27 protein-coding genes are annotated in these 26,933 nt (G+C 61.4%); 6 read left to right on the forward strand and 21 right to left on the reverse strand.

The features are described from left to right. Nucleotides 1-14: 14 nt before the first annotated feature. From ACZ5BO_RS30165 to ACZ5BO_RS30185, 5 genes are read right to left on the reverse strand one after another with little or no spacing between them, the layout of a single operon-like run. Nucleotides 15-3,083, reverse strand: coding sequence for a pilus assembly protein (locus ACZ5BO_RS30165; protein ID WP_464697294.1), 3,069 nt, complete (start codon nucleotides 3,081-3,083; stop codon nucleotides 15-17). Then, nucleotides 3,070-3,510 carry a pilus assembly PilX family protein gene (locus tag ACZ5BO_RS30170; protein WP_043274581.1) on the reverse strand — a complete coding sequence of 147 codons (441 nt, stop codon included), beginning with the start codon at nucleotides 3,508-3,510 and terminating at the stop codon, nucleotides 3,070-3,072. Before ACZ5BO_RS30170 ends, ACZ5BO_RS30165 begins: the two co-directional genes overlap by 14 nt. A 41-nt stretch (nucleotides 3,511-3,551) precedes the next feature. Further along, a complete protein-coding gene (locus ACZ5BO_RS30175; RefSeq protein WP_025129172.1) occupies nucleotides 3,552-4,262 on the reverse strand; it encodes a PilW family protein in 711 nt (236 codons plus the stop codon). Continuing rightward, the gene (pilV, locus tag ACZ5BO_RS30180; RefSeq protein ID WP_029978436.1) at nucleotides 4,259-4,702 is read right to left on the reverse strand and encodes a type IV pilus modification protein PilV; all 444 of its coding nucleotides are present in this window, start codon (nucleotides 4,700-4,702) and stop codon (nucleotides 4,259-4,261) included. Before pilV ends, ACZ5BO_RS30175 begins: the two co-directional genes overlap by 4 nt. Beyond that, complete coding sequence (locus tag ACZ5BO_RS30185; protein WP_464697296.1) at nucleotides 4,699-5,169, reverse strand: GspH/FimT family pseudopilin; 471 nt, start codon at nucleotides 5,167-5,169, stop codon at nucleotides 4,699-4,701. The genes pilV and ACZ5BO_RS30185 overlap by 4 nt, the downstream gene beginning before the upstream one ends. Before the next feature lie 131 nt (nucleotides 5,170-5,300). Here ACZ5BO_RS30185 and ACZ5BO_RS30190 point away from each other — a divergent pair, with 131 nt between their 5' ends. Beyond that, entirely contained in the window at nucleotides 5,301-5,825 is a 525-nt protein-coding gene (locus ACZ5BO_RS30190) for a GspH/FimT family protein (RefSeq protein ID WP_464697298.1), read from the forward strand. Here ACZ5BO_RS30190 and ispH read toward each other — a convergent pair whose 3' ends face one another. From ispH to murJ, 6 genes are all read right to left on the reverse strand, one after another. Next, entirely contained in the window at nucleotides 5,826-6,773 is a 948-nt protein-coding gene (ispH, locus tag ACZ5BO_RS30195; RefSeq protein WP_025129176.1) for a 4-hydroxy-3-methylbut-2-enyl diphosphate reductase, read from the reverse strand. Nucleotides 6,774-6,918: 145 nt separating this feature from the next. Further along, on the reverse strand, nucleotides 6,919-7,356 hold the full coding sequence (gene fkpB / locus ACZ5BO_RS30200) for an FKBP-type peptidyl-prolyl cis-trans isomerase (RefSeq protein ID WP_177330279.1): 438 nt from the start codon (nucleotides 7,354-7,356) through the stop codon (nucleotides 6,919-6,921). Between the two features lie 7 nt (nucleotides 7,357-7,363). Then, nucleotides 7,364-7,876 carry a signal peptidase II gene (gene lspA, locus ACZ5BO_RS30205; protein ID WP_025129178.1) on the reverse strand — a complete coding sequence of 171 codons (513 nt, stop codon included), beginning with the start codon at nucleotides 7,874-7,876 and terminating at the stop codon, nucleotides 7,364-7,366. Then, on the reverse strand, nucleotides 7,869-10,700 hold the full coding sequence (gene ileS, locus ACZ5BO_RS30210; RefSeq protein ID WP_464697299.1) for an isoleucine--tRNA ligase: 2,832 nt from the start codon (nucleotides 10,698-10,700) through the stop codon (nucleotides 7,869-7,871). Before ileS ends, lspA begins: the two co-directional genes overlap by 8 nt. Nucleotides 10,701-10,713: 13 nt before the next feature. Next, the gene (ribF, locus tag ACZ5BO_RS30215; protein WP_464697300.1) at nucleotides 10,714-11,658 is read right to left on the reverse strand and encodes a bifunctional riboflavin kinase/FAD synthetase; all 945 of its coding nucleotides are present in this window, start codon (nucleotides 11,656-11,658) and stop codon (nucleotides 10,714-10,716) included. 129 nt (nucleotides 11,659-11,787) lie between these two features. Continuing rightward, nucleotides 11,788-13,326, reverse strand: a complete 1,539-nt coding sequence (gene murJ / locus ACZ5BO_RS30220; protein WP_025129181.1) for a murein biosynthesis integral membrane protein MurJ — start codon at nucleotides 13,324-13,326, stop codon at nucleotides 11,788-11,790. Between the two features lie 252 nt (nucleotides 13,327-13,578). Between murJ and rpsT the strand changes: the two genes are divergently transcribed. Beyond that, entirely contained in the window at nucleotides 13,579-13,857 is a 279-nt protein-coding gene (gene rpsT / locus ACZ5BO_RS30225) for a 30S ribosomal protein S20 (RefSeq protein ID WP_003215870.1), read from the forward strand. Between the two features lie 115 nt (nucleotides 13,858-13,972). On the opposite strand, the gene ACZ5BO_RS30230 is transcribed toward rpsT, so the two are convergent. The 5 genes from ACZ5BO_RS30230 to rplU all read right to left on the reverse strand — a co-directional run bounded on the left by ACZ5BO_RS30230 (nucleotide 13,973) and on the right by rplU (nucleotide 17,779). Next, nucleotides 13,973-14,434 (reverse strand): CreA family protein, encoded by a 462-nt coding sequence (locus ACZ5BO_RS30230; protein ID WP_464697301.1) that lies wholly within the window; start codon nucleotides 14,432-14,434, stop codon nucleotides 13,973-13,975. A gap of 19 nt (nucleotides 14,435-14,453) precedes the next feature. After that, nucleotides 14,454-15,572 carry a glutamate 5-kinase gene (proB, locus tag ACZ5BO_RS30235; RefSeq protein ID WP_464697302.1) on the reverse strand — a complete coding sequence of 373 codons (1,119 nt, stop codon included), beginning with the start codon at nucleotides 15,570-15,572 and terminating at the stop codon, nucleotides 14,454-14,456. Nucleotides 15,573-15,755: 183 nt separating this feature from the next. Continuing rightward, the gene (gene cgtA / locus ACZ5BO_RS30240; RefSeq protein ID WP_025129184.1) at nucleotides 15,756-16,979 is read right to left on the reverse strand and encodes an Obg family GTPase CgtA; all 1,224 of its coding nucleotides are present in this window, start codon (nucleotides 16,977-16,979) and stop codon (nucleotides 15,756-15,758) included. Nucleotides 16,980-17,174: 195 nt separating this feature from the next. Next, nucleotides 17,175-17,432 carry a 50S ribosomal protein L27 gene (gene rpmA, locus ACZ5BO_RS30245; protein ID WP_003176049.1) on the reverse strand — a complete coding sequence of 86 codons (258 nt, stop codon included), beginning with the start codon at nucleotides 17,430-17,432 and terminating at the stop codon, nucleotides 17,175-17,177. Nucleotides 17,433-17,467: 35 nt separating this feature from the next. Then, nucleotides 17,468-17,779, reverse strand: a complete 312-nt coding sequence (gene rplU, locus ACZ5BO_RS30250; RefSeq protein WP_007924746.1) for a 50S ribosomal protein L21 — start codon at nucleotides 17,777-17,779, stop codon at nucleotides 17,468-17,470. 379 nt (nucleotides 17,780-18,158) lie between these two features. Here rplU and ACZ5BO_RS30255 point away from each other — a divergent pair, with 379 nt between their 5' ends. The 3 genes from ACZ5BO_RS30255 to ACZ5BO_RS30265 all read left to right on the forward strand — a co-directional run bounded on the left by ACZ5BO_RS30255 (nucleotide 18,159) and on the right by ACZ5BO_RS30265 (nucleotide 20,070). Next, nucleotides 18,159-19,127: a polyprenyl synthetase family protein gene (locus ACZ5BO_RS30255; protein WP_464697303.1), complete on the forward strand. Its 969-nt coding sequence runs from the start codon at nucleotides 18,159-18,161 to the stop codon at nucleotides 19,125-19,127. A gap of 119 nt (nucleotides 19,128-19,246) precedes the next feature. Next, a complete protein-coding gene (locus tag ACZ5BO_RS30260) occupies nucleotides 19,247-19,588 on the forward strand; it encodes a zinc ribbon domain-containing protein YjdM (protein WP_016967028.1) in 342 nt (113 codons plus the stop codon). A gap of 212 nt (nucleotides 19,589-19,800) precedes the next feature. Then, nucleotides 19,801-20,070: a PA4570 family protein gene (locus ACZ5BO_RS30265; RefSeq protein WP_025129186.1), complete on the forward strand. Its 270-nt coding sequence runs from the start codon at nucleotides 19,801-19,803 to the stop codon at nucleotides 20,068-20,070. A gap of 90 nt (nucleotides 20,071-20,160) precedes the next feature. Here ACZ5BO_RS30265 and ACZ5BO_RS30270 read toward each other — a convergent pair whose 3' ends face one another. The 3 genes from ACZ5BO_RS30270 to ACZ5BO_RS30280 all read right to left on the reverse strand — a co-directional run bounded on the left by ACZ5BO_RS30270 (nucleotide 20,161) and on the right by ACZ5BO_RS30280 (nucleotide 21,833). Further along, nucleotides 20,161-20,778 (reverse strand): FKBP-type peptidyl-prolyl cis-trans isomerase, encoded by a 618-nt coding sequence (locus ACZ5BO_RS30270; RefSeq protein ID WP_025129187.1) that lies wholly within the window; start codon nucleotides 20,776-20,778, stop codon nucleotides 20,161-20,163. A 126-nt stretch (nucleotides 20,779-20,904) separates the two neighbouring features. Next, nucleotides 20,905-21,210, reverse strand: coding sequence for a DUF6482 family protein (locus tag ACZ5BO_RS30275; RefSeq protein ID WP_025129188.1), 306 nt, complete (start codon nucleotides 21,208-21,210; stop codon nucleotides 20,905-20,907). A gap of 134 nt (nucleotides 21,211-21,344) precedes the next feature. Further along, entirely contained in the window at nucleotides 21,345-21,833 is a 489-nt protein-coding gene (locus tag ACZ5BO_RS30280) for a TIGR00645 family protein (protein WP_025129189.1), read from the reverse strand. Between the two features lie 161 nt (nucleotides 21,834-21,994). On the opposite strand from ACZ5BO_RS30280, the gene ACZ5BO_RS30285 reads away from it, so the two are divergent. Next, nucleotides 21,995-23,827 carry a hypothetical protein gene (locus tag ACZ5BO_RS30285; protein ID WP_464697304.1) on the forward strand — a complete coding sequence of 611 codons (1,833 nt, stop codon included), beginning with the start codon at nucleotides 21,995-21,997 and terminating at the stop codon, nucleotides 23,825-23,827. A gap of 3 nt (nucleotides 23,828-23,830) precedes the next feature. On the opposite strand, the gene ACZ5BO_RS30290 is transcribed toward ACZ5BO_RS30285, so the two are convergent. Both ACZ5BO_RS30290 and ACZ5BO_RS30295 read right to left on the reverse strand, forming a co-directional pair. Next, a complete protein-coding gene (locus ACZ5BO_RS30290; protein WP_025129191.1) occupies nucleotides 23,831-24,163 on the reverse strand; it encodes a PA4575 family protein in 333 nt (110 codons plus the stop codon). Between the two features lie 213 nt (nucleotides 24,164-24,376). After that, on the reverse strand, nucleotides 24,377-26,815 hold the full coding sequence (locus ACZ5BO_RS30295) for a Lon protease family protein (protein WP_025129192.1): 2,439 nt from the start codon (nucleotides 26,813-26,815) through the stop codon (nucleotides 24,377-24,379). Nucleotides 26,816-26,933 lie beyond the last annotated feature (118 nt).

Below are 26,933 nucleotides of genomic sequence, written 5' to 3' on the forward strand. Positions count from 1 at the left end.
GTCAAGAATCTCGCTTACTGGATTTGTCGCCACAGGATGCGCCGGCTACCACCGCCGGGCCTTTCCACCAGGGTGCTGATGCCGCCACTGGAGTCACTGATGATCTTGCGGGCGCCATTGCTGGCAACGCCGCCGAGGCTGGGCACGGAGCCGATGAACCGTACCCCGCTGGAGGGCTGGTCCTGGTCATCCACGACACCGTCGCCATTGGTGTCGAGCACCGCGGCGTCGAGCATCTTACCGCTGAACGCCTCCAGCTCGATCAATTTCCCGCTTGCGGTGCTTGAACAAGGGTCATCGGCCTCCAGTTGCACAGTGCTGAACACCAGCCGCCCCGCCACCAGGGTTGCTTCCCTCAGCACCCGCTCCCCGGTGAACAGGTTGTCCTGCGCCAGGGGCAGGTACCAGCCGCGCTGCACCGGATAATTCACTTCGTTGCGGGTACTGCGCAAAAAGTTGCCGGCCGGCGCACTGAAACCGGCCTCGAGGCCCTGAACCTGCAACTGCCCTTCGGTTATCCCGCCCGAACTGCCCTCGGCATCCCACACCCCATAGAACCCCTGCCGCGCCCGGCTTTGCTTGTCCCCTGTCTCGTTGAGCTTGCCGGTGCCGAACAGCAGCAGCTTGCCGCCCCGGGGATGGTCCAGCAGCTGCGGCGCCACACTGATCGGCTGGCGGGCTCCGCCGGGGGTGCTGAACAATGGTTGCCCGGCAAATGCCAGGCCCCAGTGGGCGCTATCGGCGCTTCCCAGTTCGAACTTCCACATCCGCCCCTTGAGATCACCCGCGTACGCCGCCTGCACTTCGTTACGCGCATTGACCCGGAGACTGACGGACGACAAACCATTGTCCGGTTGATCGTCGATGACGATCTCGCGAATCAGCGAGCCGTCTCGCAGGTCCAGTACATACAGCGCAGCCACCCCGGAGTGGCTGCCGTAACCATTGCCGATAAAGGCCGCCCAGCGGCCGTCGGCCAGGCGTGCCACCTGGGCACTGGCGTAGGCATAACCCAGGTCATTGAAAGGATGATTGGCCTGCGCCTGGGCCGGAGCACTGACTTCCCACAAGGCGTCGGGACGGTTGCCGTGGAGCACGTCGAACAAGCGCACGGCAAACACACTCTTGCCGCCCGCGCCGGCGCCTGCAAGAGCCAAGGTTTGCCAAGCTCCGTCTAGCTGCGCGTCAAATACCGCCACGGGGCCATCCACCAGAAACCGGTGCCGCTCGCCCTGGCGATACCTCTCATCGGCCACCTGGGCCAGACCGCCGAGCGCACTGGATGGCATATAGGCATAAAGACGTGCGCCGCTCTCAGGATCCAGCACATTGAAGAAGCCGTCGTTGGCATTCACCAGCAGGCGGCTGGCCATTTCCGTGAGCTTGTGCGCCAGGTAACGGCTGTAATCAGCGTCGGCCGCAGAATCAGCGGCATTGCGCTGGCTCGGGGATGCCAGCACCAGTGGTGAATGAACGATGTCGCCCAGCACTTGGCGCCGCAACCTGAGCCCGGCAATGGGTTGCCCCTGACTCCAGCGCAGGATGTCGGCGCCGCCGACTCCTGGCGGCAACGACAGGTCAAGTTCAGCACGCTGGGCCGCCGACAGCTCGCCATGGGCCAGGCGCACCGGACGACGGCTGGCGTTGTTCCAGGTTTGAAAGGTTCCCGGCGCCGCCTCGGCAATCAAGGTGGTATCGGTGCTCCACAAGGGCAAGCGGCTATCCACCGCCCCCTTGGAGTCGATCCCGTAGGCGCGGATCGTGCCATGCCAGTCACTCGGATCGTACTGGCTCTGGTAATAGCGTCCGGCAGCACTGTCCAGCACACCGCCGCCCGCGCTCACTCCATGGGCAACGCCCTCCCCCAGAACCCCTGCCAGCCTCTGCTCGAGGTTGGCCCGGGCCTGGAAATACTCACCCTCGCCGTAATTCGCGGCGTCCATCAGCAACGGGCTGCGAGGGGAGAAACCCACGGTAAAGGTGTTCAGGTACTGCCGAGGAAAATCCACGGCCGCCCAACTCTTGCCGGCCTTATCCACCCCGCTGCCGCGCAGGTCGATATCGAAGGCGAACTTCGCCAGGTCATCGAGCAGCAGCGCCTGGCCTTCACGCTCGACGCCATCGTTGCCAATCCCGTCCCAGTTGGGCAGGCGCCCTTGCCCCTGGGGATCGTTGAGAGGGAACTGCCGATCATGATCAGCGATGCCGGCACTGATCACTACGCCGTAGTTTTTCTGACAACGGTACTGGATAGGGCTGCTGTAGAGCGCAGGCGAAAGGTTGTAGTAAGGCACCATGCCCCGCAGGTAGCGGGTGATTTCGTAGTAGGTTTCCGCCAGGGGCGTATGGCCGCCAGCCTTGAGGCCGATGATGGCGGCCAGCAGCGCCTGGTAGTTGGCCTCGGCCTGGGCAGTACTCAGCCCCCCGGCGTTGGCGGACAGGTCACTGACAGGGCGCGCGATGTAGCCTCCAGGCCCGGGATCGCCGGCAATTGGCGGATTGAAGGTCGCCAGTCCAAGGCGCAGCGAGCGATGCCGGGTCACCAGGGCCGTTGCCAGCTTGCGCGCAACGCTCATCCGGTCATCGCCGGGTATGGAGCCGTCGGTGAAGTCTCGTTCACGGCCCTGGGCCCGCTCCAGCAACCAGGCCAGGTAATCTGCGGAATAAAGAGTCTTGCCCCCGCCCACCGGATCGGGAAGCTGCAAACAGCGGAGCCCACGCTGCGGGTCATGGAAACTGTGGAAGCCCGCCCGGCAGCCCGACTCGCTGAGTGCGGACAAGGGAATGTCCGCCCCCTCGAGTCGCTGCCCCTGGCGGCACTCGCCCGGCTCTCCCCCGCAGCGCCAGACCGGAGACCGTGCCTGGGTCGGATCGAACTCCCGCGCATAGACAATGCTGTTCATGCCCTGGGAATCATCCAGCACCAACATCACATTCGGCGCCACCGCTGCCGCCCCCAGCAGCGGGGTGCTGGAGGGACTGAAAGCCTGGACCGGCAACCCCGCACCAAGGCTCAACAGCGCGCCCACCACCCCCTTGAGGACGATCCGCAGCCAATCGGGAATCGCCTCAATACTTGGCATAGATACTTTCCAGCACGGCGCGTGAATGCCCGGCCAAGCCAACGGCAGTCACTCGATACAAGGTCGCCGGGGTATTGCTGGGCACGTTGACCGCGTCCAGCGAGGTGCCAAGATTCTGCACCCCATAAAACCCCTCACCCGTAGCAACCCAGAGCACCCCGGACACCCCGTTCACCCCCTCGGCACTGACCAGCGTGGATTCGGCAGGCGGAGCACACCGGGGCGCTCCAGCACACGCCGCCAGATGAAAGTTCTCCTGCTGGACCGCTCCCTCTCCCACTCGCAGCGCCGCCTCCGCAGCCTGGAATGCGCGATGCTGCAAGGTCAGACTGGCCGCCATCTTTTCCTGCAAGCTGGCGTTCTGCATGGAGGAAAGGCCGATCATCGTCAGCAGCAACAGAAATACCAGGCTGACCAGCAATGCCATGCCGCCTTCCCTCGCACCTGCCAAACCGGATGGGCAACTCATCAGGGCAACCTGTTGCGCAAGGCTGCCGCCACCGTGAAACTCTGTGGCCGTACGCGGCCTTCGGGGTCGGCCAGGGTCAGGTGCAAGCGCACGCTGCGTATGCGTGCCGGGTCCCCCGGATTGCGGCTGTAATGGGAGGCAGCAATGTCCGTTGCGCTACGGGCCATGCCGAAACTCACCTCGAACGTCTCGACGTTATCGAGCAGCACCGCCTGCTGCTTGCCCAGACCGCTGCCCAAAAGCAGTTGATGGTTCTTGAAGCTATAGAAAAGCCGGCGCAGCGCGAACACCTGCTCGGCCCCCGTAGCACCATGGGCACCCGAGTAAACGACGGCGCCCCGCTGACAATCGGTAACCAGGCTCCAGGTCGGGATGCCACCCTCCTCGCCAATATCGGCAGTGACCAGGGTCAGCTTCTGTTCGCCTTGGTCCCACTGAACCGGGGTCATCCCAAAGCGGGAGAACTCCTTTGCCGTACTGGCATCGGTAATGGTTCGCATGCAACCGGCCAGGCCCGCCATGCGAATCTCCTGGAGCATCTTGCTGAGCACAAAGCGAGCATCTTCCTGCAGGACGGCCGAGGCATTCTGGCTGAGGTAGGTGTTCTTCGCCGCGATGAATACCTGGGCCACCCCGAGCACCACTACCAGGCTCAAGGCCAGCGCCAGCATCATCTCCACCAGACCGAAGCCCTTGCTGCCAGGATTCATGGCCCTCCTCCCGGCTCCGCCGCCACCCGGCTACTGAGTTCCAGGCTACGCGGGTTGCCCGCGCGGCCTTCGGCACGGGAGTCATCCCAGGTGATGCGCACGGTGTAGACCCGCTGGCTGAAGCTGATGCTGCCCTTGGCATCGGGGCCGCCAAAATTCGCCACATTGCGGGCGAAGTCCTGCAGGTCCTGGTCGCGAATGTTGCCAGGATTGCCGTCGGTGGGGGCCTCTGCCGTGTAGTCGGCCGCCGCATTGGCACGGATCCGGTCCAGCATGTCATAGGCAATGAAACTGGCCTGGGTGCTCATCCGCGCGCTATCGGTGAACTGCAATGCCTTGATCTGCACGGCCGCCGCTCCCAGCAGCCCCACGGCGAGAATCAGCAATGCCACCAGCACCTCGATCAGGGTCATGCCGTCCTGTGCATGCCGCTCCTTCATTCGCAGCCCCCCACCACGACCACCCGCCCATTGAGACAGACATTGATCACCCGACGCTGCTGATCCAGCTCATAGACGATGTGCAATGCGCGCTCTGCCGCCAGTCCGCCGTGGCGATTGAAATCAATGCTGTCGAGTCTTGAGGTTAGCGTCAGAGTCGCCCCAGGGCTGATGGCCGGAACAACCCGCAATACATTGCCCGCGGGCTCGCGACCGGTGTACACCGTCAACCCGCGGCTCCAGTCCCCACTTTCAGCAACGGGGCGAATCCGGGTGGCCTGGCCACGGCTGATCGCCTCCAGGCGCGCATAACTCAGGGCCTGGCGCAGCTGCTGGGCTTCGCTATCGGCGCGGTTACGCTGCACGGTGGTGCGATAGGCCGGCAGCGACAGCCCGAGCAGCAGGCCCGCAACGGCCAGGGCGATGAGCAACTCCAGCAAGGTGAAACCCTTTGTACGCAAATTCATGGCCGGCCTTGAAAGCGTCTTCGGCTATAACAGGCAAGCGCCTCGATCAGTCATAGACCGGCACTTCGGCAATTTGCTCAATGCTCACGCACGGATCGCGTGAAAGCGCCATTCCCAGGGAGGGGAGGACCATGCATGAAAAGGGCTTCAGCCTGATTGAACTACTGACCGCAATGGCACTGCTGATGCTGTTGCTGCCGCCAGCCAGCGCGGCCTTCAGCGAACTGCTGCATTCCCAGCGCCAACAGGACAGCGCCCAGATGCTCGCCAGCGGCCTGCGCAGCGCCAGGGCCGCAGCGATCCTGCATCAGCGCACGGCACTGATCCACAGCCTGGAAGGCGACTGGAGCCGCGGCTGGCGAATCGTTCTGGATATCAGCGGCAAGGGCGCACAAGACCCGGAGAACCCGCTGCTGATCGAACGCCAGAGCGGTGGGCAAGTGATGATAGTGGGCAACCGCCCGGTGCAGGATTTTGTACGCTTCAGCGCCCAGGGCAACCCGTTGCTGCCCGGTGGGGCCTTCCAGGCCGGCACGCTGCATGTCTGCCAGGCCGACCAGGAATACAGCCGTCATCAGGTGGTGCTATCACGCAGTGGCCGGGTCAGCCTGCGCAGCGAGTTCGCCGAGCAGGCCCTGTGCGCGGGATCGGGCTGATCAGAGCAAGGAACGAACCCGCAACTCCTTGGGCATGGAGAAGGTGATGTTCTCTTCACGACCGGCCAGTTCATCGGCGCCGGTGGCGCCCCAGGCCTGCAACTGCTGGATCACCCCGCGCACCAGGACTTCCGGGGCCGAAGCCCCTGCGGTAATGCCGATGCGCTCGACACCGTCGAACCAGCTGCGTTGCAGGTCTTCGGCGCCGTCGATGAGGTAGGCCGGGGTGGCCATGCGTTCGGCCAGCTCACGCAGGCGGTTGGAGTTGGAACTGTTGGGGCTGCCCACCACCAGCACCACATCGCACTCGTCGGCCAGTTGCTTGACCGCATCCTGGCGGTTTTGCGTGGCATAGCAGATGTCATCCTTGCGCGGCCCGCCGATGGCCGGGAAACGCGCACGCAAGGCGTCGATCACCCGGCTGGTGTCATCCATGGACAAGGTGGTCTGGGTCACGAACGCCAGGCGCTCGGGGTTGCGGACCTGCAGGTCGGCCACGTCCTTTTCATCTTCCACCAGGTAGATGGCGCCACCGTTGCTGGCGTCGTACTGGCCCATGGTGCCCTCGACCTCGGGGTGGCCGGCGTGACCGATGAGGATGCACTCACGACCGTCGCGGCTGTAGCGCGCCACTTCGATATGCACCTTGGTCACCAGCGGGCAAGTGGCGTCGAAGACCTTGAGGCCACGACCTGCCGCTTCACTGCGTACCGCCTGGGAAACGCCGTGGGCACTGAAGATGACGATGACGTCATCCGGTACCTGGTCCAGCTCTTCGACGAAGATCGCCCCACGATTGCGCAGGTCTTCGACGACAAATTTGTTGTGCACCACTTCATGGCGCACATAGATCGGCGGCCCGAAGACCTCCAGGGCACGATTGACGATTTCGATCGCCCGGTCCACACCGGCGCAGAAGCCACGGGGGTTGGCGAGTTTGATTTGCATGCTGTGCCTCGTGTCTTGCGCGCAAGAAGTAACGAAAACGGTAGAAAACTACATGTCGGAGCGAGCGTATCGACGATGCTGCCTGGCCAGTCGGCGTTGAAGCCAACGCCTGGCACACATCGCGAGCCAGCTCGCTCCTACAGGATCAAAGCGCCTTGACGTCGATGATCTCGACATCGAAGGTCAAGGTCTTGCCCGCCAACGGGTGGTTGAAGTCGACGGTGACCTGAGCGTCATCGAAGGCTTTGACCACGCCAGGCAATTCAGTGTTCGCCGCGTCGTTGAAGATCACCAGCAAGCCTTCCGACAGTTCCATGTCCTGGAACTGCGAGCGCGGGATGACCTGCACGTTCTGCGGGTTGGGCTGGCCAAAGGCGTTTTCCGGCTCGATGGTCAGGGTGCGCTGGTCACCGGCCTTGAAACCGAACAGCGCCGCTTCGAACCCGGGAAGCAGGTTGCCATCGCCGACCTTGAAGGTCGCCGGAGCCTTGTCGAACGTGCTGTCCACGGTGTCGCCGTTTTCCAGGCGCAGTGCGAAATGCAAAGTGACTTCCGTGTTCTGACCGATGCGTTGTTCAGCCAATACCTGTTCAGTCATGAACGGTTTCTCCGGTTTTCTTGCTCTTGAACATATCCAGGGCCAGCATCACCGCGCCGACGGTGATGGCACTGTCGGCGAAATTGAATGCCGGGAAGTACCAGCGGTTCTGCCAGTGCACCAGGATGAAATCGATCACATGGCCCAGGGCGATGCGGTCATACAAGTTGCCCAGGGCACCGCCCAGCACCAGGGCCAGGGCGATGGCCAGCCAGGTCTCGTTGCGCCCCAGGCGCTTGAGCCAGACCACCAGCACCGCACTGACCACGATCGCGATCAAGGCGAACAGCCAGCGCTGCCAGCCGGAGCTGTCAGCCAGGAAGCTGAAGGCCGCGCCGGTGTTGTAGGCCAGGGTCCAGCTGAAGTAATCAGGAATGATCACGATCTGCTGGTACATCTCAAGCTTGCCTTCGAAGTAGAACTTGCTGGCCTGGTCGATGACCAGAACCAGCAAACTCAACCAGAGCCAGCTCAACCGTCCGAAACGGCCAACGGCATTAGGCATAGTGACGGACCTCGCCAGTGCCGCTGATGTTGTCGACACAACGACCGCAGATTTCCGGATGCTCCGGGTTCACGCCGACGTCTTCGCGGCAATGCCAGCAACGGGCGCATTTCGGGAAGGCCGACTTGACGATCTTCAGCTTCAGGCCACTGACTTCGGTGACCACCGCATCCGCCGGCGCCTGCTGCAAAGGTGCAACGCTTGCAGTGGAGGTGATCAGGACAAAGCGCAGCTCGTTGCTCAGCTTGGCCAGGTCGGCGCTCAGCGCCTCTTCGGCAAACAACGTCACTTCGGCTTGCAGGTTGCCACCGACGGCTTTGGCCGCACGCTGGATCTCCATCTCTTTGTTGACCGCCACTTTCACTTCCATGATGCGGTCCCAGTAGGCACGACCCAGCTCGAAGCCTTCCGGCAGCTCGGTCAGACCTTCGTACCAGGTGTTGAGCATGACCGATTCGTTACGCTCGCCCGGCAGGTACTGCCACAGTTCGTCGGCGGTGAAGGCAAGGATCGGCGCGATCCAGCGCACCAGCGCTTCGGAGATGTGGAACAGCGCGGTCTGGCAGGAACGGCGCGCCTTGCTGTCGGCGCCAGTGGTGTATTGGCGGTCCTTGATGATGTCGAGGTAGAAACCACCCAGCTCCTGCACGCAGAAGTTGTGGACCTTGGAGTAGACGTTCCAGAAGCGGTATTCGCCGTAATGCTCTTGCAACTCGCGTTGCAGCAGCAGGGTACGGTCCACTGCCCAGCGATCCAGGGCGAGCATTTCGTCAGCCGGCAGCAGGTCGGTGGCCGGGTTGAAACCGGTCAGGTTGGAAAGCAGGAAACGTGCGGTGTTACGGATACGCCGATAGGCGTCCGCACTGCGCTGCAGGATCTGCTCGGACACGGCCATTTCGCCGGAGTAGTCGGTCGAGGCGACCCACAGACGCATGATGTCGGCGCCCAGGGTGTCGTTGACCTTCTGCGGCGCGATCACGTTGCCCAGGGATTTGGACATCTTGCGGCCGGACTCATCGACGGTGAAGCCGTGGGTCAGCAGCTCACGGTATGGCGCGTGATTGTCGATGGCGCAACCGGTCAGCAGGGACGAGTGGAACCAGCCGCGATGCTGGTCCGAACCTTCCAGGTACAGGTCGGCACGCGGGCCGGTTTCGTGGCCCATCGGGTGCGAACCGCGCAGGACGTGCCAATGCGTGGTCCCCGAGTCGAACCAGACGTCGAGGGTATCGCTGATCTTGTCGTACAGCGGCGCTTCGTCGCCCAGCAGTTCGGCGGCGTCCATCTTGAACCACGCCTCGATGCCTTCGACTTCAACGCGCTTGGCAACTTCTTCCATCAGTTCGACGGTACGTGGGTGCAGCTCGCCGCTTTCCTTGTTCAGGAAGAACGGGATCGGCACGCCCCAGTTGCGCTGACGGGAGATGCACCAGTCTGGACGGTTGGCGATCATCGAGTGCAGACGTGCCTGGCCCCAGGCCGGAACGAACTTGGTGTCTTCGATGGCTTTGAGCGAGCGCACCCGCAGGGTGTCGCCACTGGCCGGCTCTTTGTCCATGCCGATGAACCACTGCGCGGTGGCGCGGTAGATCAGCGGAGTCTTGTGGCGCCAGCAGTGCATGTAGCTGTGGCTGATGGTCTCGGTGTGCATCAGCGCACCGACTTCAGTCAGCTTTTCAACGATGGCCGGGTTGGCCTTCCAGATGAACTGGCCGCCGAAGAACTCCAGCGACGGCGCGTAGACACCGTTGCTCTGCACCGGGTTGAGGATGTCGTCGTTGACCATGCCGTACTTCTTGCAGGTCACGAAGTCGTCCACACCGTAGGCCGGGGCGGAGTGAACCACGCCAGTGCCGGCGCCCAGTTCCACGTAGTCAGCCAGGTAGATCGGCGACAGGCGGTCGTAGAACGGGTGACGGAAGTTGATCAGGTCCAGTTCTTGACCGGTGGTGGTCGCGATGACCGAGCCTTCAACGCCATAGCGCGACAGGCAAGACTCGACCAGCTCTTCAGCCAACACCAGCAGCTTGTCGCCGATATCGACCAGTGCGTAAGTGAATTCCGGGTGAACGTTCAGCGCCTGGTTGGCCGGGATGGTCCACGGGGTGGTGGTCCAGATCACGATCGAGGCAGGCTTGCTCAGCGACGGCAGGCCGAACGCGGCAGCCAGTTTGGCCTCGTCGGCGATCGGGAAGGCAACGTCGATGGTCGGGGACTTCTTGTTCTCGTACTCGACTTCCGCTTCGGCCAGTGCCGAACCGCAGTCGAAGCACCAGTTCACAGGCTTCAAGCCCTTGAACACGAAACCGCCCTTGACGATTTCAGCGAGGGCGCGGATTTCGCCGGCCTCGTTCTTGAAGTCCATGGTCTTGTAAGGATTGGCGAAGTCGCCGAGCACGCCGAGGCGGATGAACTCGGTCTTCTGCCCTTCGATCTGCTCGGTGGCGTAGGCACGGCACAGTTCGCGGGTCTTGTCCGCGCCCAGGTTCTTGCCGTGGGTCACTTCAACCTTGTGCTCGATCGGCAGACCGTGGCAGTCCCAGCCCGGAACGTAGGGTGCGTCGAAACCCGAAAGGGTTTTCGAGCGGATGATCATGTCCTTGAGAATCTTGTTCAGCGCGTGACCGATATGGATCGTGCCGTTGGCGTACGGAGGGCCGTCGTGCAAAACGAACTTCGGACGATCCTTGCCAATTTCGCGCAACTTTCCGTACAGGCCAATGCTGTCCCAACGCTGCAGAATCTGTGGTTCGCGCTGGGGCAGGCCGGCCTTCATTGGGAAGGCGGTGTCCGGAAGGTTTAGCGTGGCTTTATAGTCGGTCATTTAAGGCTCTTCATTAGCGATTGGCGCTATGGATACGTGCCACTTGGGCACGGGCGGCGGCAACATCCGCATTGATCGCCGTCTTCAACGCCTCCAGGGAGGCGAAACGCTGCTCTTCACGCAGCTTATGGTGGAAAACCACCGTCAAACGCCGGTCATACAGATCGCCGGCAAAATCTAAAAGATGAACTTCCAGGTGGGCCTTGCCATCACCTGCGACCGTAGGCCGGACGCCGATATTGGCGACTCCCGGCCAGATCTTGCCGCCGATCTCGACACTCACCAGGTACACCCCGGAAAGCGGCACGCGACGGCGTTTCAATTGCACATTGGCAGTGGGCGTGCCCAATTGGCGCGCCAGCTTCTGCCCATGCAGGACCCGCCCGGCAATCCGGTACGGACGACCGAGCAGACGCTCGGCCAGAGCAAAATCGGCGGCGGCCAGCGCATTGCGGACCTGGGTACTGCTGACCCGCAGGCCATCGAGCTCTACCGTTTGCGCAGCCTCGACGGTGAACCCGTGGGCGATGCCGGCCTGCTGCAGGAACTCGAAGTCGCCGACCCGGTCGCAACCGAAGCGGAAGTCGTCACCCACCTCCAGGTGCTGCACCCCCAGGCCGTTCACCAGAATCCGCTCGACGAACTCGGTGGCGCTGAGCTTGCTCAGGCGCTGGTTGAACGCCAGGCACAGGACCCGGTCAACGCCCTCCTCGGCCAGCAACTGCAACTTGTCCCGCAGGCGGGCCAGGCGGGCCGGCGCGGTCTCGGGGGCAAAGAATTCACGCGGCTGCGGCTCGAAAATCACCACGCAGCTGGGCACGCCCAACTCGAGCGCACGTTCACGCAGCCGGCCCAGGATAGCCTGGTGACCACGGTGAACACCGTCAAAGTTGCCAATAGTGGCGACGCAGCCCCGATGCTGGGGGCGCAGATTGTGGAGGCCTCGAACCAGCTGCATAACGCGCTTCTTGCTCATAAAGTGGTCGATTATAACCACACCCGGCGGTCAACGACAGGCAGCACCGTCACCCGAAGTGATCGAACCGACAAAACCAGTGCCTGCCTGGTGCCAACGACTCAAGAGTCGTCAGTTCAAGGCCTTGCGATTGAAGTGCCGCAGGCGGAAGCCCAACAGCGCCAGCATGCCGAAATAGGCCACTACTCCCGCGACTACCAGTCCCCCCAGGCGCAGGAAGCGTTGCAGCATGTGCCCCTGATCCCAGGCCGGCATGAAGTGCATCAGGCCCAGCAGTACCGCCGACATCACCGCCACCGCCACCAGAAGCTTCAGGGTAAACAGCCCCCAACCCGGTTGCGGCTGGAACATCTGCTGCTTGCGCAACTGATAGAACAACAGCCCGGCATTGATGCAGGCCCCGGCGCTGATGGCCAGGGCCAGCCCGGCATGCTTGAAAGGCCCAATAAATGCCAGGTTGAGCAACTGAGTGACGATCAAAGTGAAGATGGCGATTTTCACCGGAGTGCGGATGTTCTGTTGCGCATAGAAGCCCGGCGCCAGCACCTTGATCACGATGATGCCCAGCAGGCCCACGGCGTAGGCCACCAGGGCCCGCTGGGTCATGGCGGCATCGAAGGCGCTGAACTCGCCGTACTGGAACAGCGACACAGTCAGCGGCTCGGCAAGAATACCCAGCGCCAGGGAGCAGGGCAGCACCAGGATGAAGCACAGGCGCAGGCCCCAATCGAGGATCCGCGAATACTCGTGGCGATCCTTGCTGGCGTAGGTCTTGGCCAGGGTCGGCAACAGGATGGTCCCCAACGCGACACCCAGCACGCCGGAGGGCAGTTCCATGAGGCGGTCGGCGTAATACATCCAGGACACCGAACCCGCCACCAGGAACGAGGCGAAGATGGTGTTGATGATCAAGGATATCTGGCTCACGGAAACCCCGAGGATCGCCGGCAGCATCTGCTTGAGCACCCGCCAGACCCCGGTATCCCGCAGGTTCAGGCGCGGCAGTACCAGCATGCCGATCTTCTTCAGGTGCGGCAGCTGATAGAGCAGTTGCGCCAGGCCGCCGGCCAGCACCGCCCAGCCCAGGGCCATCACCGGCGGATCGAAATACGGCGTCAGCCACACCGCGAAGATGATCATGCTGACGTTGAGCAGGGTCGGTACGAAGGCCGGCACCGAGAAACGGTTCCAGGTATTGAGGATCGCTCCGGCCAGGGAAGACAGCGAGATCAGCAATATATAAGGAAAGGTCACCCGTAGCAGGTCAGTGGTGAGGCTGAACTTTTCCGGCGAGTCGACAAAGCCCGGGGCCGTAGCCCAGATGACCCAGGGCGCGGCGACGATGCCCAGGGTCGTGACCAGCGCCAGCACCAGGGTCAACAGGCCCGAGACATAGGCAATGAAAGTGCGCGTGGCCTCCTCCCCCTGCTGGCTCTTGTACTCCGCGAGGATCGGCACAAAGGCCTGGGAAAAAGCCCCTTCGGCGAAGATCCGCCGCAGCAGATTGGGCAGCTTGAAGGCGATGAAAAAGGCGTCCGTGGCCATGCCGGCACCGAAGGTGCGGGCAATGATGGTGTCACGTACAAACCCCAGGACCCGGGAAAGCATCGTGATGGAACTGACGGCGGCCAATGACTTGAGCAGGTTCATGAAAAGGTTTTGCGCCTTGTAGATAAACAGCAGGCGAACAGACACCTACTTATGCGATACTCCGCGCCGCAACAGCACAGAGCCAAAGCTCGCGAGTTTACAGGTCAAGCGCCGGAAATAAATATCCCGCCTCTTCAGATCGACCACTCAGCGGAACGCATCACCCGCCCTTGACAAGACTTCAACTCATCGGCATGATTCGCGGCCTATTTTGTTTGCTATTTCCCAAAAAGTCTTTCGAGGAGCTCGACGGTGGCCAACACACCTTCCGCCAAAAAACGTGCAAAACAGGCTGAGAAGCGTCGCAGCCACAACGCCAGCCTGCGTTCCATGGTTCGTACCTACATCAAGAATGTAGTTAAAGCCATCGACGCAAAAGACGCTGAAAAAGCTCAAGCTGCTTACGTTCTGGCCGTGCCAGTTATCGACCGCATGGCCGATAAAGGCATCATCCACAAGAACAAAGCTGCTCGCCATAAAGGTCGTCTGAATGGCCACATCAAGGCTCTGAACCTTGCTGCTGCAGCCTAAGCGACACGCTTGTTAAAAAACCGACCCAAGGGTCGGTTTTTTATTGCCTGCCATTTGACCACCCCAACAAGCCAGCCCCACTACCACCGAGACCGGCCCGCCAACACTCAGATGATCACTGATGAGGCCACGGTAGGATTGGGATCGCCGTCACCGCATTCTGCGGGCTGCCCTCGATCAGCCGATCGCTATAGACCAGGTACACCAGGGTATTGCGCTTCTTGTCGAGAAAACGCACCACCTGCATGGTCTTGAATACCAGCGACGTGCGCTCCTTGAACACCTCATCGCCATCCTTGAGCTCACCCTTGAAGGCAATCGGCCCCACCTGGCGACAGGCAATGGAAGCCTCGGCGCGATCCTCCGCCAAGCCCAGGCCACCCTTGAGCCCACCCGTCTTGGCCCGCGACAGATAACAGGTCACACCCTCGACCTTGGGATCATCGAACGCCTCGACCACGATCCGGTCATTTGGCCCGACAAACTTGAACACCGTGGATACCTGGCCAATCTCTTCAGCCGACACCATGAACGGCATCGCCAGGAACAAACCCAACAATCCTTTTGCTACGCGCATTCGCTTTTCCTTACGCCACTTACACCAGAATCAGATTATCGCGGTGAACCAGCTCCGGCTCAGCCATGTAACCCAGGACAGCGACGATCGCATCAGACGGCCGCCCCATGATCTTTTGCGCCTCGAGCGCACTGTAGTTGGCCAGGCCACGAGCGATTTCGCGACCATCAGGCGCCACACAAACCACCATTTCGCCGCGACGGAAGCCACCCTGGACCTGCTTGACCCCCACCGGCAGCAAACTCTTGTTGCCCTGGGACAGGGCCGATACCGCCCCGGCATCCAGCACCAGGGTGCCACGAGTCTGCAGATGCCCGGCCAGCCACTGCTTGCGCGCCGCCAGCATGCCGCGCTCCGGCGACAGCAGGGTCCCCAGACGCTCGCCAGCCTTGAGCCGATCCAGCACCCGCTCCAGACGCCCACCCACAATGATGGTATGGGCCCCGGAACGCGCCGCCAGCCGCGCCGCGCGCAATTTGGTCTGCATACCGCCACGCCCCAGAGCGCCGCCCGTACCACCCGCCACCGCATCCAGCGCCGGATCATCCGCCCGCGCCTCGTAAATCAGCTGGGCATCGGGATTGCTGCGCGGATCAGCATCGAACATGCCATCGCGATCCGTGAGAATCACCAGCAGGTCAGCCTCCACCAGGTTGGCCACCAGCGCCGCAAGCGTGTCGTTATCGCCAAAGCGGATCTCATCGGTTACCACGGTGTCATTCTCATTGATCACCGGGACGACCTTGAGATCCACCAGCGCCCGAAGAGTACTGCGGGCATTGAGGTAACGCTTGCGGTCCGAGAGATCGTCATGGGTCAGCAGAATCTGCGCGGTATGCCGGCCATGCTCGGCAAAGCTCGACTCCCAGGCCTGCACCAGGCCCATCTGGCCAATAGCCGCGGCCGCCTGCAGCTCATGCATCGCACTCGGTCGTGCGGTCCAGCCCAGGCGACTCATACCGGCCGCCACTGCACCAGAGGAAACCAGCACCAACTCAACGCCAGCCTCATGCAAGGCCACCATCTGCTCGACCCACACGCCCATTGCCGCGCGATCCAGCCCCTTGCCATCCGCCGTCAGCAGTGCGCTGCCGATCTTCACGACCCAGCGTTGCGCACCCGTCACCTTGCTCCGCATCTTATTCAACCTTTGCCAGCGAGCGACGCGACCGAGCGCCACTCATGGGGTTATTCGTATTTAGACCTGCAGACACCAAAACGCCGCTCAGATGAGCGGCGCCTTGAAAGCTGGCTGACAGCGATGATAACACCGCATCAAACCAGATAAACCGTCTTCGCAGGCCTGCCTGCGCCCACAGAATCAGTCGCGAACGTAGATGATTTCCGGACCATCCTCATCATCCACATCTTCTTCATCCCAATCGTCGTCACCGATGTCATGAACGCTCTTCACGCCGCTGCGGCGCAGGGCACGCTGGTCGTCCAGAGCCTGCAACTGTGCACGAGCCTCGTCTTCGATGCGCTGATCCAGCTCGGCCAGTTCGTCCGCGAAGACCGGGTCGGCCGCCAGGCGATCAGCACGATCTTCCAGGTAGCGCATGATGTCGCGACTCAGGCGCTCGGTGCCGTCCTTGGAGATGGCCGAGATCACATACACCGGCCCCGTCCACTCCAGGCGATCAACGATTTCCTTGACCCGCTCTTCATGCTCTTCCTCAAGGATCTGATCGCACTTGTTCAGCACCAGCCAGCGCTCACGCTCAGCCAGGGACGGGCTGAACTTGACCAGCTCATTGACAATCACCTCTGCCGCATCCGCCGGGCTGCTTTCATCCAGCGGAGCCATGTCTACCAGGTGCAGCAGGATACGCGTGCGCGCCAAGTGCTTGAGGAAGCGAATCCCCAGACCCGCACCATCGGACGCACCCTCGATCAGACCCGGGATATCGGCAATTACAAAGCTTTTCCAACGATCGACACTGACCACACCCAGGTTCGGCACCAGGGTGGTGAATGGATAATCCGCCACCTTCGGCTTGGCCGCAGAAACCGAACGAATAAAGGTACTCTTGCCGGCATTCGGCAAGCCCAGCAGACCTACGTCGGCCAACACCTTCAATTCCAGCTTGAGATCACGCTGCTCGCCCGGCTTGCCCGGCGTCGTCTGACGCGGAGCACGGTTGGTACTGGATTTGAAACGGGTGTTGCCCAGCCCGTGCCAGCCGCCCTGCACCACCATCAGGCGCTGACCCGCCTTGGTCAGGTCGCCAATGACTTCCTGAGTCCCGGCATCGATGATCGTGGTACCCACCGGTACCCGCAGTTCCAGGTCTTCACCCTTCTTGCCGGTGCAGTCAGTGCTGCCGCCGTTGGAGCCACGCTCGGCATCGAAGTGCCGGGTGTAACGGTAATCCACCAGGGTATTGAGGTTTTCGTCGGCGATCATGTAGATCGAACCGCCATCACCCCCATCACCACCGTTGGGTCCACCGTTCTCGATGAATTTTTCCCGACGGAAACTCATGCAGCCATTGCCGCCGTCGCCAGCTTTTACTCGGATCGAAACTTCATCAACAAACTTCATAATCAAACGCCTCTCGCCGCACGGACGAGCTGAAAAAAATCAAGACATAAGACTCTTGCAAAAATGAGCGCAGCGACCTCAATCAACGACCGAAACATCCAACGCTGGCAGCCCATACAAACAGTTTTGCAAGAGACTCATCCCACAAACGAAAAAGCCCCGTCGCGAGACAGGGCTTTTCCAGCGATCGCGCAATTAAGCTGCGACGACGCTCACGTAACGGCGGTTGAACGCGCCCTTTACTTCAAACTTGATCACGCCTTCGATTTTCGCGAAGAGGGTGTGATCCTTACCCATGCCAACGCCGTAGCCAGCGTGGAATTGGGTGCCGCGCTGACGCACGATGATGTTGCCCGGAATGATTTTCTGGCCGCCATACATCTTCACGCCAAGGCGTTTGGCTTCTGAGTCGCGACCGTTACGGGTACTACCACCAGCTTTTTTGTGTGCCATGAGTTCAATTCTCCTAGTGAGGAATTAGGCTGTAATTAAGCCTGAATACCGGTGATTTTGATCTCGGTGAACCACTGGCGGTGGCCCATACGCTTCATGTGGTGCTTACGGCGACGGAACTTGATGATGCGGACTTTATCGTGACGACCTTGGGAGATCACTTCAGCCTTGACGGTTGCGCCAGCAACAACAGGTGCGCCGATGTTCACGTCGTCGCCATTGGCAACCAACAGAACGCGGTCAAAAGTCACGGATTCGCCGGTGGCGATTTCCAGTTTTTCGATCTTCAGGTATTCACCTTCAGCGACCTTGTATTGCTTACCACCGGTAACGATTACTGCGTACATGGTATTTCTCCGATAATCCTGCTCACCCAGCTCTTTATAAGAAGAGGTATTGGCTGGCATGGCTGCATGGGGCTGGAACGGCCCAAGTGCAATTGCGTAAGGCAGGTGCTGCCCAGGAAGTTCAGGGTGCGCGATTGTACGCAAGGCACAATAGCGATGCAAGTGCCGTTCAGGCGGCGCGAGGCGGTGCCCAGGTCAGTGCCGGGGAGGTTAATGGTGCACTGAAACCAGACTTAAACAGCCATGAATGACTATATCCCAGTGTTTTACCCTGGCAAATTCAGGCCGGCCGGGGCCTTGACCAGCCCGGACCGCGCCTTGACACCTGCCAACGCGGGTCCTAGCATGCCGCGCAACCCTTCTGGAGCACCTGTCGCTGATGCAACCCCAAGCTTTCTACCGCGCGGTGGCGGACGATTTTAGCGCCGTCGACGGCATCATCAAGAAACAGCTGACTTCCCGAGTACCGCTGGTATCGAAAATCGGCGACTACATCACCTCGGCCGGAGGCAAGCGCCTGCGTCCTCTGTTGGTGTTGTTGTGTGGCAAAGCCCTGGGTCGCGAAGGCGATGACCTGCGCCTGCTGGCCGCCACCATCGAATTCCTGCACACCGCCACCCTGCTGCACGATGACGTGGTCGACATGTCCGGCATGCGCCGTGGCCGCTCGACCGCCAACGCCATGTGGGGCAACGCTCCCAGCGTGCTGGTGGGTGATTTCCTGTACTCGCGCTCCTTCGAGATGATGGTCGAACTGGGCTCCATGCCGGTCATGCGCATCCTTTCCCAGGCCACGCGGATCATCGCCGAAGGCGAAGTCCTGCAGCTGTCCAAGGTGCGTGACGCCAGCACCACCGAAGAAACCTATATGGAAGTCATCCGCGGCAAGACCGCGATGCTCTTCGAAGCCTCGACCCACAGTGCTGCGGCCCTCGCCGGCGCCACCGAGGAACAGGCGCAAGCCCTGCGCACCTTTGGCGACCACCTGGGCGTGGCCTTCCAACTGGTCGACGACTTGCTGGACTACCGCGGCGACGCCGAGACCCTGGGCAAGAACGTCGGCGACGACCTGGCGGAGGGTAAACCGACACTCCCGCTGATCTACACCATGCGCGAAGGCACCCCGGAACAGGCCGCCCTGGTTCGCCAGGCGATTCAGAAAGGCGGTATCGAGGACCTGGAAAGCATTCGCGAGGCGGTTGAAGCCTCAGGCTCCCTGGAATACACCGCGCAGTTGGCCCGGGACTATGTCGCCCGCGCCATCACTTGCCTGCAAGCCCTGCCACCCAGCGAATACCGCGACGCCCTGGTAGAGCTGAGCGAGTTCGCCGTCGCCCGTACTCACTGATCCCGCCTCGGCTCCTGCCCAGTGCAGGAGCCGGCCAGCCGGGCAGCTCCCCGCCCCCCCTCCCGTGCAAAACCCTATATAATGTGCGCTTTTAGCCATCCTGACTTTGAGGAGCTTAAGTGAGCACTTTGCCACCCTGCCCAAAATGCAATTCCGAATACACCTACGAGGACGGCACCCAGCTGATCTGCCCTGAGTGCGCCCACGAGTGGTCCGCCAGCGGCGAAGCCGAGGCCGCATCCGATGAAGCCGTGAAGAAAGATTCGGTCGGCAATGTGCTGCAAGATGGCGACACCATCACCGTGATCAAGGACCTCAAGGTCAAGGGCACCTCCCTGGTGGTCAAGGTCGGAACCAAGGTCAAGAACATCCGCCTGTGCGATGGCGACCACGACATCGACTGCAAGATCGACGGCATCGGCCCGATGAAACTCAAGTCCGAGTTCGTCCGCAAGGTCTGAAGCCGCTTCCCTCCCGCGCCTGGCGTGGGAGGGCTCCCCTACGCTGCCCCCCTCCCCCATTGCGACACTCCCCCAGCCCTTGCTAGCAAAAAGCCAGGCGGTTTGATCGAAAACAATTTCTGCACAGAAAAAAGCAGAAACTGCCAATAGGCACTTGCTATTCATTGAATAAGAATTATTCTCATTGAACCCCCATTCAAGGAGATGACCCCATGACTTATTTGATTGATGCCTGGCTGGACCGGCCACACCCTTACCTGCGGATCCTGCATCGGGAAACCGGTGAAGTCTGTGCGGTATTGGAAGAGGAAGCCCTGAGCGAGCTGCAGGACCAGGGAGATCTGGACCTGAATGGTTTGAGCTCCAGCGAGCCACTGGTGCTCAAGGAGCTGGTGCGCAATCTGTTTTTGTTCTGCTACGCCAGAGCCTTGCGGCCGACCGGCACTGATGGCCAGGGCCTGAGCGCCAAAATTCGCCTATGAAACCGAAACCGACCAAGGGGCCAGCTTGCTGGCGATGAATCGACCACGGACGCGGTCCCTCCATCACCAGCAAGTTGGCTCCTGCACGAATTACAGAACGTCCAGCAGCTCGACGTCGAACACCAGAACGCTGTGCGGCGGGATGCTGCCCACACCCTGTGCGCCGTAAGCCAGTTCGCTCGGCACATACAGACGCCATTTGCTACCGGCGTTCATCAATTGCAGAGCTTCGGTCCAGCCAGCGATCACGCCGCCTACCGGGAATTCAGCAGGCTGGCCGCGATCGTAGGAACTGTCGAAGACAGTACCGTCGATCAGGGTGCCGTGGTAGTGAGTGCGCACGCTGTCTTCACGGGATGGCTTGGCACCTTCGCCCTGGGTCAGCACTTCAAACTGCAGGCCGGAAGCCAGAGTGGTGATGCCTTCACGCTTGGCGTTTTCAGCCAGGAATGCCAGGCCGGCACCAGCCGCCGCTTCGGCCTTGGCCGCTGCTTCAGCTTGCATGATCTCGCGGATGACCTTGAAGCTGGCGGACATTTCGTCCTGGCCCACACGGCTTGGCTTACCGGCGAAAGCGTCGGTCAGGCCGGCCAGAATCGCGTCCAGGCTCACGCCCGGTGGCGGGTTGTCGCGCAGCTGGTCGCCCAGCTGGCGGCCGATGCCGTAGCTGACGCGGGTTTCGTCGGTGGACAGATTTACTTCGGACATGACACTGCTCCGCTGTGCGGACGGCTCGAGAAAGGCCGTGGGTACACAGCGCCTTCCGGAGCGCCCGGAACCAAAAGGGCGAGCAGACTAGCACAGAAGCCCGGCACGGTTCACCGCACGCGGGCTTCAGCCGCCCGAGTGCAGGGCAATGGGCACTTTCAGGCTTTCTTCGGCGCTGGCGGACAAACCGCACATCTCGTCGTGCACCGAGGTGTGGATCAGGTTGAACGGCAGCTTGGGAAAGGATTGCAGCACTTCCCGGGCATGCTCCACCGAGCGCAGGTGGAAGGTCTGGCCACGTGCATCATTCAGTGGGTACGCCGCGCCATGCATGCGTGCCTCGAGCAGGTAGATCCCGCCTTCCAGGGAGATCAAGTTCAGTTCATCGACCTTTCCGGCAATCGCATAGGCATTCATTTCCTGCAGGTTCATGAGTGCACCTCGTGCATGTTGAGCCCCTGACCGTTACAGGGATATGCCCCGGCCAGGAAAAGCACAAGCCACAAACAACACCGCCCGTCCGTTTCGCAACGGCCGGGCGGACTGCAGTCGACCGGCGAGGACGGTCAGTGCTTGGTCAGCTTGTCCAGATACCCCATGGCAAATGCCGAAATCACGAAAGTCATGTGGATCACCACGTACCACAGCAGGTACTCGGTCGGAGTATTCTTGGCATCCATAAACACTCGCAGCAGATGGATCGACGAGATCGCCACAATGGACGCCGCCACCTTCATCTTCAACGACGAAGAATCCATCTTGCCCAGCCAGCTGAGCTTTTCCTTGTCCTCGTCGATGTCCAGCTGCGATACGAAGTTCTCGTAGCCGGAGATCATCACCATCACCAGCAGGCCACCCACCAGCGCCATGTCGATCAATGACAGCAGGACCAGGATCAGCTCGGACTCGGCCATGGCGAATACGTTGGGGATAACGTGAAAGACCTCCTGGAAGAACTTCAATGCCAACGCCAACAGGCCCAGGGACAAACCGAAGTAGATCGGCGCCAGCAGCCAGCGTGAGGCATACATCGCATTTTCGATAAAACGTTCCATTGAATCTCGCACCTGGTAAAAAACGGCGGCGAGTATATCAGCGCTCCCAAAGCCCATAAACCACAGGAAATCCCCCGCAACACGGGTTTTTCCGGACGTTTTTTCTGCTAGTGTCCAAGGCGTTCCTACCGCTCACCGATATTGGACAGGAAGACCGGAAAATGGATTTGCGATTGCCTTTGGCCAGCGTCGGCCTGGCTGTGGCGCTGCTGCTCAGCGGCGGCTGTTCGCCCAGCGATGAAAAGCAACAGGCCAGCCTGGAAGAGAGAACCAGTGCCTTCGAGAAATCCCTGGACGCCATCCAGGATCCCAAGCTCAAGGACGCCGTGGCCGACCTGGGCGGCTCACTGCTTCTCCTGGAACGGGCGCAACTCAAGCTCGCCAGCAAGCCGATCGAGACCGAGTACGGCGAGGACAGCCTGGCCCTGCTCAAGCACTACCCCACGCCACAAGCCCTGGTGGACACCTACGTCAATGGCCTGTTCGTGCTGCGCAAGTCCTCCAACTCGGACTACCTGACCGACCTGCAACCGGTTTTCCCCTTCAGCTTCAACATGCCGGCGCAGTTCCCCTTTCCCCATGGCCTGGAGTGGCAGTCAGTCACCCTGAGCAACAAGAAAGTCATCGCGTTTCAACCCGAATGGTCGGAAACCGACCCGGGGATCCAACTGAGCCCTTCCAGCTCCAACCTGACCAATCCAGATGACTTGACCGTGACCTATCCCTTTATCGAGGGCCTGGAGGTCGAGAACAAGAACCAGCCCCAGCCGCTCTCTCTGCAGGGCAAGCTGGAGGTGATCGCCCCCGGTCGTGTGCTCGACTTCGAGCTGACCAAGGCCGACATCGGCAAGCCCCGTCAGGACGGCAACATCAGCCTGACCTTGCTGTCGCTGGACAAGAACGTCGCCGAAATCGAGCTGAGCAACAGCGCGCCGCTGCCCGAAGAGGCCAATGATGCCTCGCTCAACCCGCTGCTGGCACAAGCCCGCGACAGTAGCGGGCAGATCCTTTCCCGCTCCGGTTCAATCAACGAAGACGCACCGCAGATTGCGTTCTACCGGCAACAATTGGCGCAGATGCAGAAACAGAAAAGCTGGAGCGATGCCTTCGAGAAACAACTGGAGGACGAGCAGAAGGCGTTCGACCAGCAACACACCCATCATTACGCCAAGGTCTATTTCAATGGCTTGATCGACAAGCTGGAGGTCGCCGTACTCGATTTTTCCCAGGCCAGCGTCACTCGCAAGGACCTGGACCTGCCCGTACGGCGTTTCGACCGCAGCACCACAGACAAGAACCTTCAGCTGTTGCCAGTGCCCGTGGTGGTGTATGACGACCAGGCCGCCAGTTATCTCAAGGGCGCGGAGCTCGACGAAGAGGCACTGAAAGACTCCGTGACCATCAGCCAGTCAGTGGACGACGCCAGCGCGGCACGCATTGAATTCAGTCACCCGCGAACCTTCAATGACGAGCTGCTGGGCTCGGAGTTCAGTAGCGGTGACACACCGCTGACGTTCTTCACCCAGGATGACAAAGGCCAGCGCAGCAAGCCGATCGAGCTACCGGACGAAGCCTTTGAAATCGACCCTATGCGCGGCGTCATCACCTACGACCTGAACCTGTTCCCGGAAACCCCGGCGTATGCCGTCGGCTCCATTCCGCTGTACCTGGCCAGCATCGAGAAAAAGACCCTCAGCGCCCAGCAGTTGCCCAAGGGCCTCGAGCTCAAGGGCAACGCCCTGATCGTCGACCAGAAACTCTTCCCCGCCGACGCCTGGCGCTTTTACGCCAAGGATGCCAGCGGCCAGTACCTGAAGGAGATTCTGGCGGTCAGCCACAACGCGCCGAACGGCGGCCCGGCGCTGTTCGATGTGCACTACTTCTATGGCCAGCCCAGCCAACTGGAGACCTACGAACGCAGCGAACTCAACACCGTGGAATATGGCTTCGAGGTCAAGCTGGACAAGCTTGAACCACAAAGCCCTGCCCCATAGGCCTCAATGCTCGGGTTGGAACTGGAAGCTGCGACCGCGTTCGCCATTGATCTGCCGCAACTGGGCCTGCAGATGCAGGCACCAGATCTGCGGATCATCGGCCAGCTGATAGCCGTGGGTGGTCAGGCTTTCAACGATCGAATCGAGGATCGACTCAGCCACCACCGGCCCACAGAACGGCCCTTGGGATTTGATTGCGGAGGGTTGCTCACCTGCCATTCCGGCGGCGAAGAGAAGGGTCCACATCCCGTTTTCTCCCGCCAGGGGGCGGACGCAGCATTCGATACGGGTGACCAGGCCAAGGCATTGGCGAGTGAGACAAAGGTTGCGCGACATGGCGGCGACCCTCGGTAGATCCACTGTTCAGCCTTCAGCAGAGGGCTGTTTCGATCCAGCGACGACTGTCGTTCTCCTTGCCCTGAGAATAGAAGAAAAGCCTGATAAACAAAGTTGACCGATCCAACAGGCGCCGAATGGTCTATTTTGAAAAATTGGCGTCAGCACGCTGGCGCCAACGGCGAGGGACCAGGCCCTCGCCGTTGGCCAGACTCAAGCCGGCTTGGTGTCCGCCAGCGCTTCTTGCGCCTGCTCCTTTTCCGCTTCCTTGAGCTCCTCTTCGCTGATCATCTCGGCAATTACCCGCAAGCGCTCCACCACTCGCGCGTTGACACTGCCCTCGGGGAACTGCCCTTCGGCGTCCGGCTCGCCGGCCGGTTCGCCCACCAGCAGGCTCAGCGCCTCATCGGCCTGACGCACCGCATACACATGGAATTGCCCGGCACGCACGGCCTGCAGCACCTTCTCGTCGAGCATCAGGGTGGCGACGTTGGCCTGAGGAATGATCGCGCCCTGCTCCCCAGTCAGGCCCCGAGCTTCGCATAGACGGAAGAAGCCCTCGATCTTCTCGTTGACCCCGCCAACAGCCTGCACTTCACCGAACTGGTTGATCGAGCCGGTAATGGCAAAGCACTGCTTGAGCGGTGTCTTCGACAGCGCCGAGATCAGCGTGCAGGCCTCGCCCAGCGACGCACTGTCGCCGTCCACATAACCGTAGGACTGCTCCAGGGCAATGCTTGCGGAAATCGCCAGGGGGAATTCCTGGGCATAACGACTGCCCAGGTACCCGGTGAGGATCATCACCCCCTTGGAGTGGATCGGCTGGCCAAGGTTGACCTCGCGCTCGATGTCGACAATGCCGCTGCCGCCGGGATAGACCGTGGCGGAAATCCGCGCCGGCACGCCGAACGCCGAATCCCCCACCTCCAGCACCGTCAGGCCGTTGCATTTGCCGACCGCGGCACCATCGGTGTCGATCAGGATGATGCCCGCCAGCATGTCATCGAGAATCCGTGCCGAGACCCGCCCGGTGCGGGTGGCCTTGGCCTTCAGCGCACGCTCGATATGCCCGGCGTCGGTCATTGCATCCGAGGCCAGGTGACGAATGAAGTCAGCCTCGCTGACCAGTTGGAACAGGTCGCCGATACGCGCCGACAAACGCCCCTGATGCTCCGCCAGGCGCGCGCTGTAGGTAGCCAGTCGCGCCACTGCATCCGCCGTCAGTGGCGCCATGCCCTCCTCCGAGGTGCGGGTCTTGAGCAACTGGGCGAACTGCTCCAGGCTCTCGTCCACCATCGGGATGTCTTCATCGAAATCCACCAGCACCCGGAACATCTCCTGAAAGTCCGGATCCAGGTCCTGCAGCGTGTAGTACAGCTGGCGGGCACCGATGATGATGACCTTGACCTGCAGCGGAATCATCTGCGGCGTCAGGGTCACGGTGGCCAAGCGGCCCATCTCGCCCAGGGGCGACTCCATCTTCAGCTTGCGTGATTGCAACGCACGCTTGAGGGCATCCCAGACAAAGGGTTCGCTGAGCATCTTCTCGGCTTCCAGGATCAGGAAGCCGCCGTTGGCTCGGTGCAGCGCCCCCGGGCGCAGCTGGCGGTAAGTGGTGTAGAGCGCGCCCTGGTCGGTGCTGTATTCGATCCGGCCGAACAGGTTGTCGTAAGTCGGGTGGGGTTCGAACACCACCGGAGCGCCACCGCTGGCCGGGTGCCCAACCACCAGGCTCGGGCAATACTGCTCTTCAAGCAGCTTGCGCGCCACGGCATCGGTCTTGCTGTCGTCCACCAGTTGCTCGACCACGGTCTTGAGCAGGTAGACCTGCATCGCCTGCAAGTAGCCGCAGACGGCCGCGTTCTCTGCGTATTTCTCGGACAGCGGCGCGAGCAGCGGCTGCAAGGCCAGGGTGATGGTTTCCTCGTTGAGCTGGCGCAACTGGTTGCTCGACTCGCGCTTCCATTGCGGCAGGCTCGCCAACTCTTCGTTGAGGCGCTCCTCCAGGGCGGAAATGTCTTCGTGGAAACGCTCGCGATCAGCCTCCGGCAACTGGGCGAACTCGGCTTCATCCAGGGCCTTGCCTTCGAACATCGGGGTGAAGGCGATGTTGCTGCTGTCACGGTACAGCGCCACGTCCTTTTCCAGGGCCAGGCGCTCGATCACATCCAGGGCACGGTCGTAACGCTGGTTGAAGGCGCGGTCGATGGCGCTCTTCTTCTGCTGATAGGACGGGTGCTCGAAAACCGCGGGAAAGGTCGCCAGCAGGTTGTCGATCAGGCCGTTGATGTCGGTGATGAAACTGCCCGCAGCACCGGCCGGCAGCTCCAGTGCCCGGGGTTCCCGGGGCTCGTCGAAGTTATTGACGTAGACCCAGTCGGACGGTGTCTGCAGGCGCTTGCCTTCGGCCTTCAGGTAGCGTTTGACGAAGGAGAAGCGGCCAGTGCCCGGCTCGCCCATGACAAATACGTTGTAACCGGGGCGCGGCATGGCCACGCCGAATTGCAAGGCCTCGACCGCGCGTTCCTGGCCGAGCACACCGCGAAAGGGCTCCAGATCATTGGTGGTCGAGAAGCTGAACTGTTCAGCAGAGAAAGGACGGGTCAGCGCTTCAGGCGCTAGACGCAAGCTGGCAGCAACAGGATCAGGCATCGGGCTTCCTTACATCAGGCGGGGCGAATGACGGCATTCTGGCGCCGGGTATGCCCGGCTGGCAAGGCACGCCTCGGGGGAAAGCATAGCCAAGGTGGAGGACGCCACCGATGCCAAG

The sequence above is a fragment of the Pseudomonas sp. FFPRI_1 genome (assembly GCF_055384485.1).

Coding starts and splice junctions, on each gene's coding strand:
- ACZ5BO_RS30165 (WP_464697294.1), bottom strand. CDS start 3,083: ATGCCAAGTATTGAGGCGATTCCCGATTGGCTGCGGATCGTCCTCAAG.
- ACZ5BO_RS30170 (WP_043274581.1), bottom strand. CDS start 3,510: ATGGCATTGCTGGTCAGCCTGGTATTTCTGTTGCTGCTGACGATGATC.
- ACZ5BO_RS30175 (WP_025129172.1), bottom strand. CDS start 4,262: ATGAATCCTGGCAGCAAGGGCTTCGGTCTGGTGGAGATGATGCTGGCG.
- pilV (WP_029978436.1), bottom strand. CDS start 4,702: ATGAAGGAGCGGCATGCACAGGACGGCATGACCCTGATCGAGGTGCTG.
- ACZ5BO_RS30185 (WP_464697296.1), bottom strand. CDS start 5,169: ATGAATTTGCGTACAAAGGGTTTCACCTTGCTGGAGTTGCTCATCGCC.
- ACZ5BO_RS30190 (WP_464697298.1), top strand. CDS start 5,301: ATGCATGAAAAGGGCTTCAGCCTGATTGAACTACTGACCGCAATGGCA.
- ispH (WP_025129176.1), bottom strand. CDS start 6,773: ATGCAAATCAAACTCGCCAACCCCCGTGGCTTCTGCGCCGGTGTGGAC.
- lspA (WP_025129178.1), bottom strand. CDS start 7,876: ATGCCTAATGCCGTTGGCCGTTTCGGACGGTTGAGCTGGCTCTGGTTG.
- ileS (WP_464697299.1), bottom strand. CDS start 10,700: ATGACCGACTATAAAGCCACGCTAAACCTTCCGGACACCGCCTTCCCA.
- ribF (WP_464697300.1), bottom strand. CDS start 11,658: ATGCAGCTGGTTCGAGGCCTCCACAATCTGCGCCCCCAGCATCGGGGC.
- murJ (WP_025129181.1), bottom strand. CDS start 13,326: ATGAACCTGCTCAAGTCATTGGCCGCCGTCAGTTCCATCACGATGCTT.
- ACZ5BO_RS30230 (WP_464697301.1), bottom strand. CDS start 14,434: ATGCGCGTAGCAAAAGGATTGTTGGGTTTGTTCCTGGCGATGCCGTTC.
- proB (WP_464697302.1), bottom strand. CDS start 15,572: ATGCGGAGCAAGGTGACGGGTGCGCAACGCTGGGTCGTGAAGATCGGC.
- cgtA (WP_025129184.1), bottom strand. CDS start 16,979: ATGAAGTTTGTTGATGAAGTTTCGATCCGAGTAAAAGCTGGCGACGGC.
- rpmA (WP_003176049.1), bottom strand. CDS start 17,432: ATGGCACACAAAAAAGCTGGTGGTAGTACCCGTAACGGTCGCGACTCA.
- rplU (WP_007924746.1), bottom strand. CDS start 17,779: ATGTACGCAGTAATCGTTACCGGTGGTAAGCAATACAAGGTCGCTGAA.
- ACZ5BO_RS30255 (WP_464697303.1), top strand. CDS start 18,159: ATGCAACCCCAAGCTTTCTACCGCGCGGTGGCGGACGATTTTAGCGCC.
- ACZ5BO_RS30265 (WP_025129186.1), top strand. CDS start 19,801: ATGACTTATTTGATTGATGCCTGGCTGGACCGGCCACACCCTTACCTG.
- ACZ5BO_RS30270 (WP_025129187.1), bottom strand. CDS start 20,778: ATGTCCGAAGTAAATCTGTCCACCGACGAAACCCGCGTCAGCTACGGC.
- ACZ5BO_RS30275 (WP_025129188.1), bottom strand. CDS start 21,210: ATGAACCTGCAGGAAATGAATGCCTATGCGATTGCCGGAAAGGTCGAT.
- ACZ5BO_RS30280 (WP_025129189.1), bottom strand. CDS start 21,833: ATGGAACGTTTTATCGAAAATGCGATGTATGCCTCACGCTGGCTGCTG.
- ACZ5BO_RS30285 (WP_464697304.1), top strand. CDS start 21,995: ATGGATTTGCGATTGCCTTTGGCCAGCGTCGGCCTGGCTGTGGCGCTG.
- ACZ5BO_RS30290 (WP_025129191.1), bottom strand. CDS start 24,163: ATGTCGCGCAACCTTTGTCTCACTCGCCAATGCCTTGGCCTGGTCACC.
- ACZ5BO_RS30295 (WP_025129192.1), bottom strand. CDS start 26,815: ATGCCTGATCCTGTTGCTGCCAGCTTGCGTCTAGCGCCTGAAGCGCTG.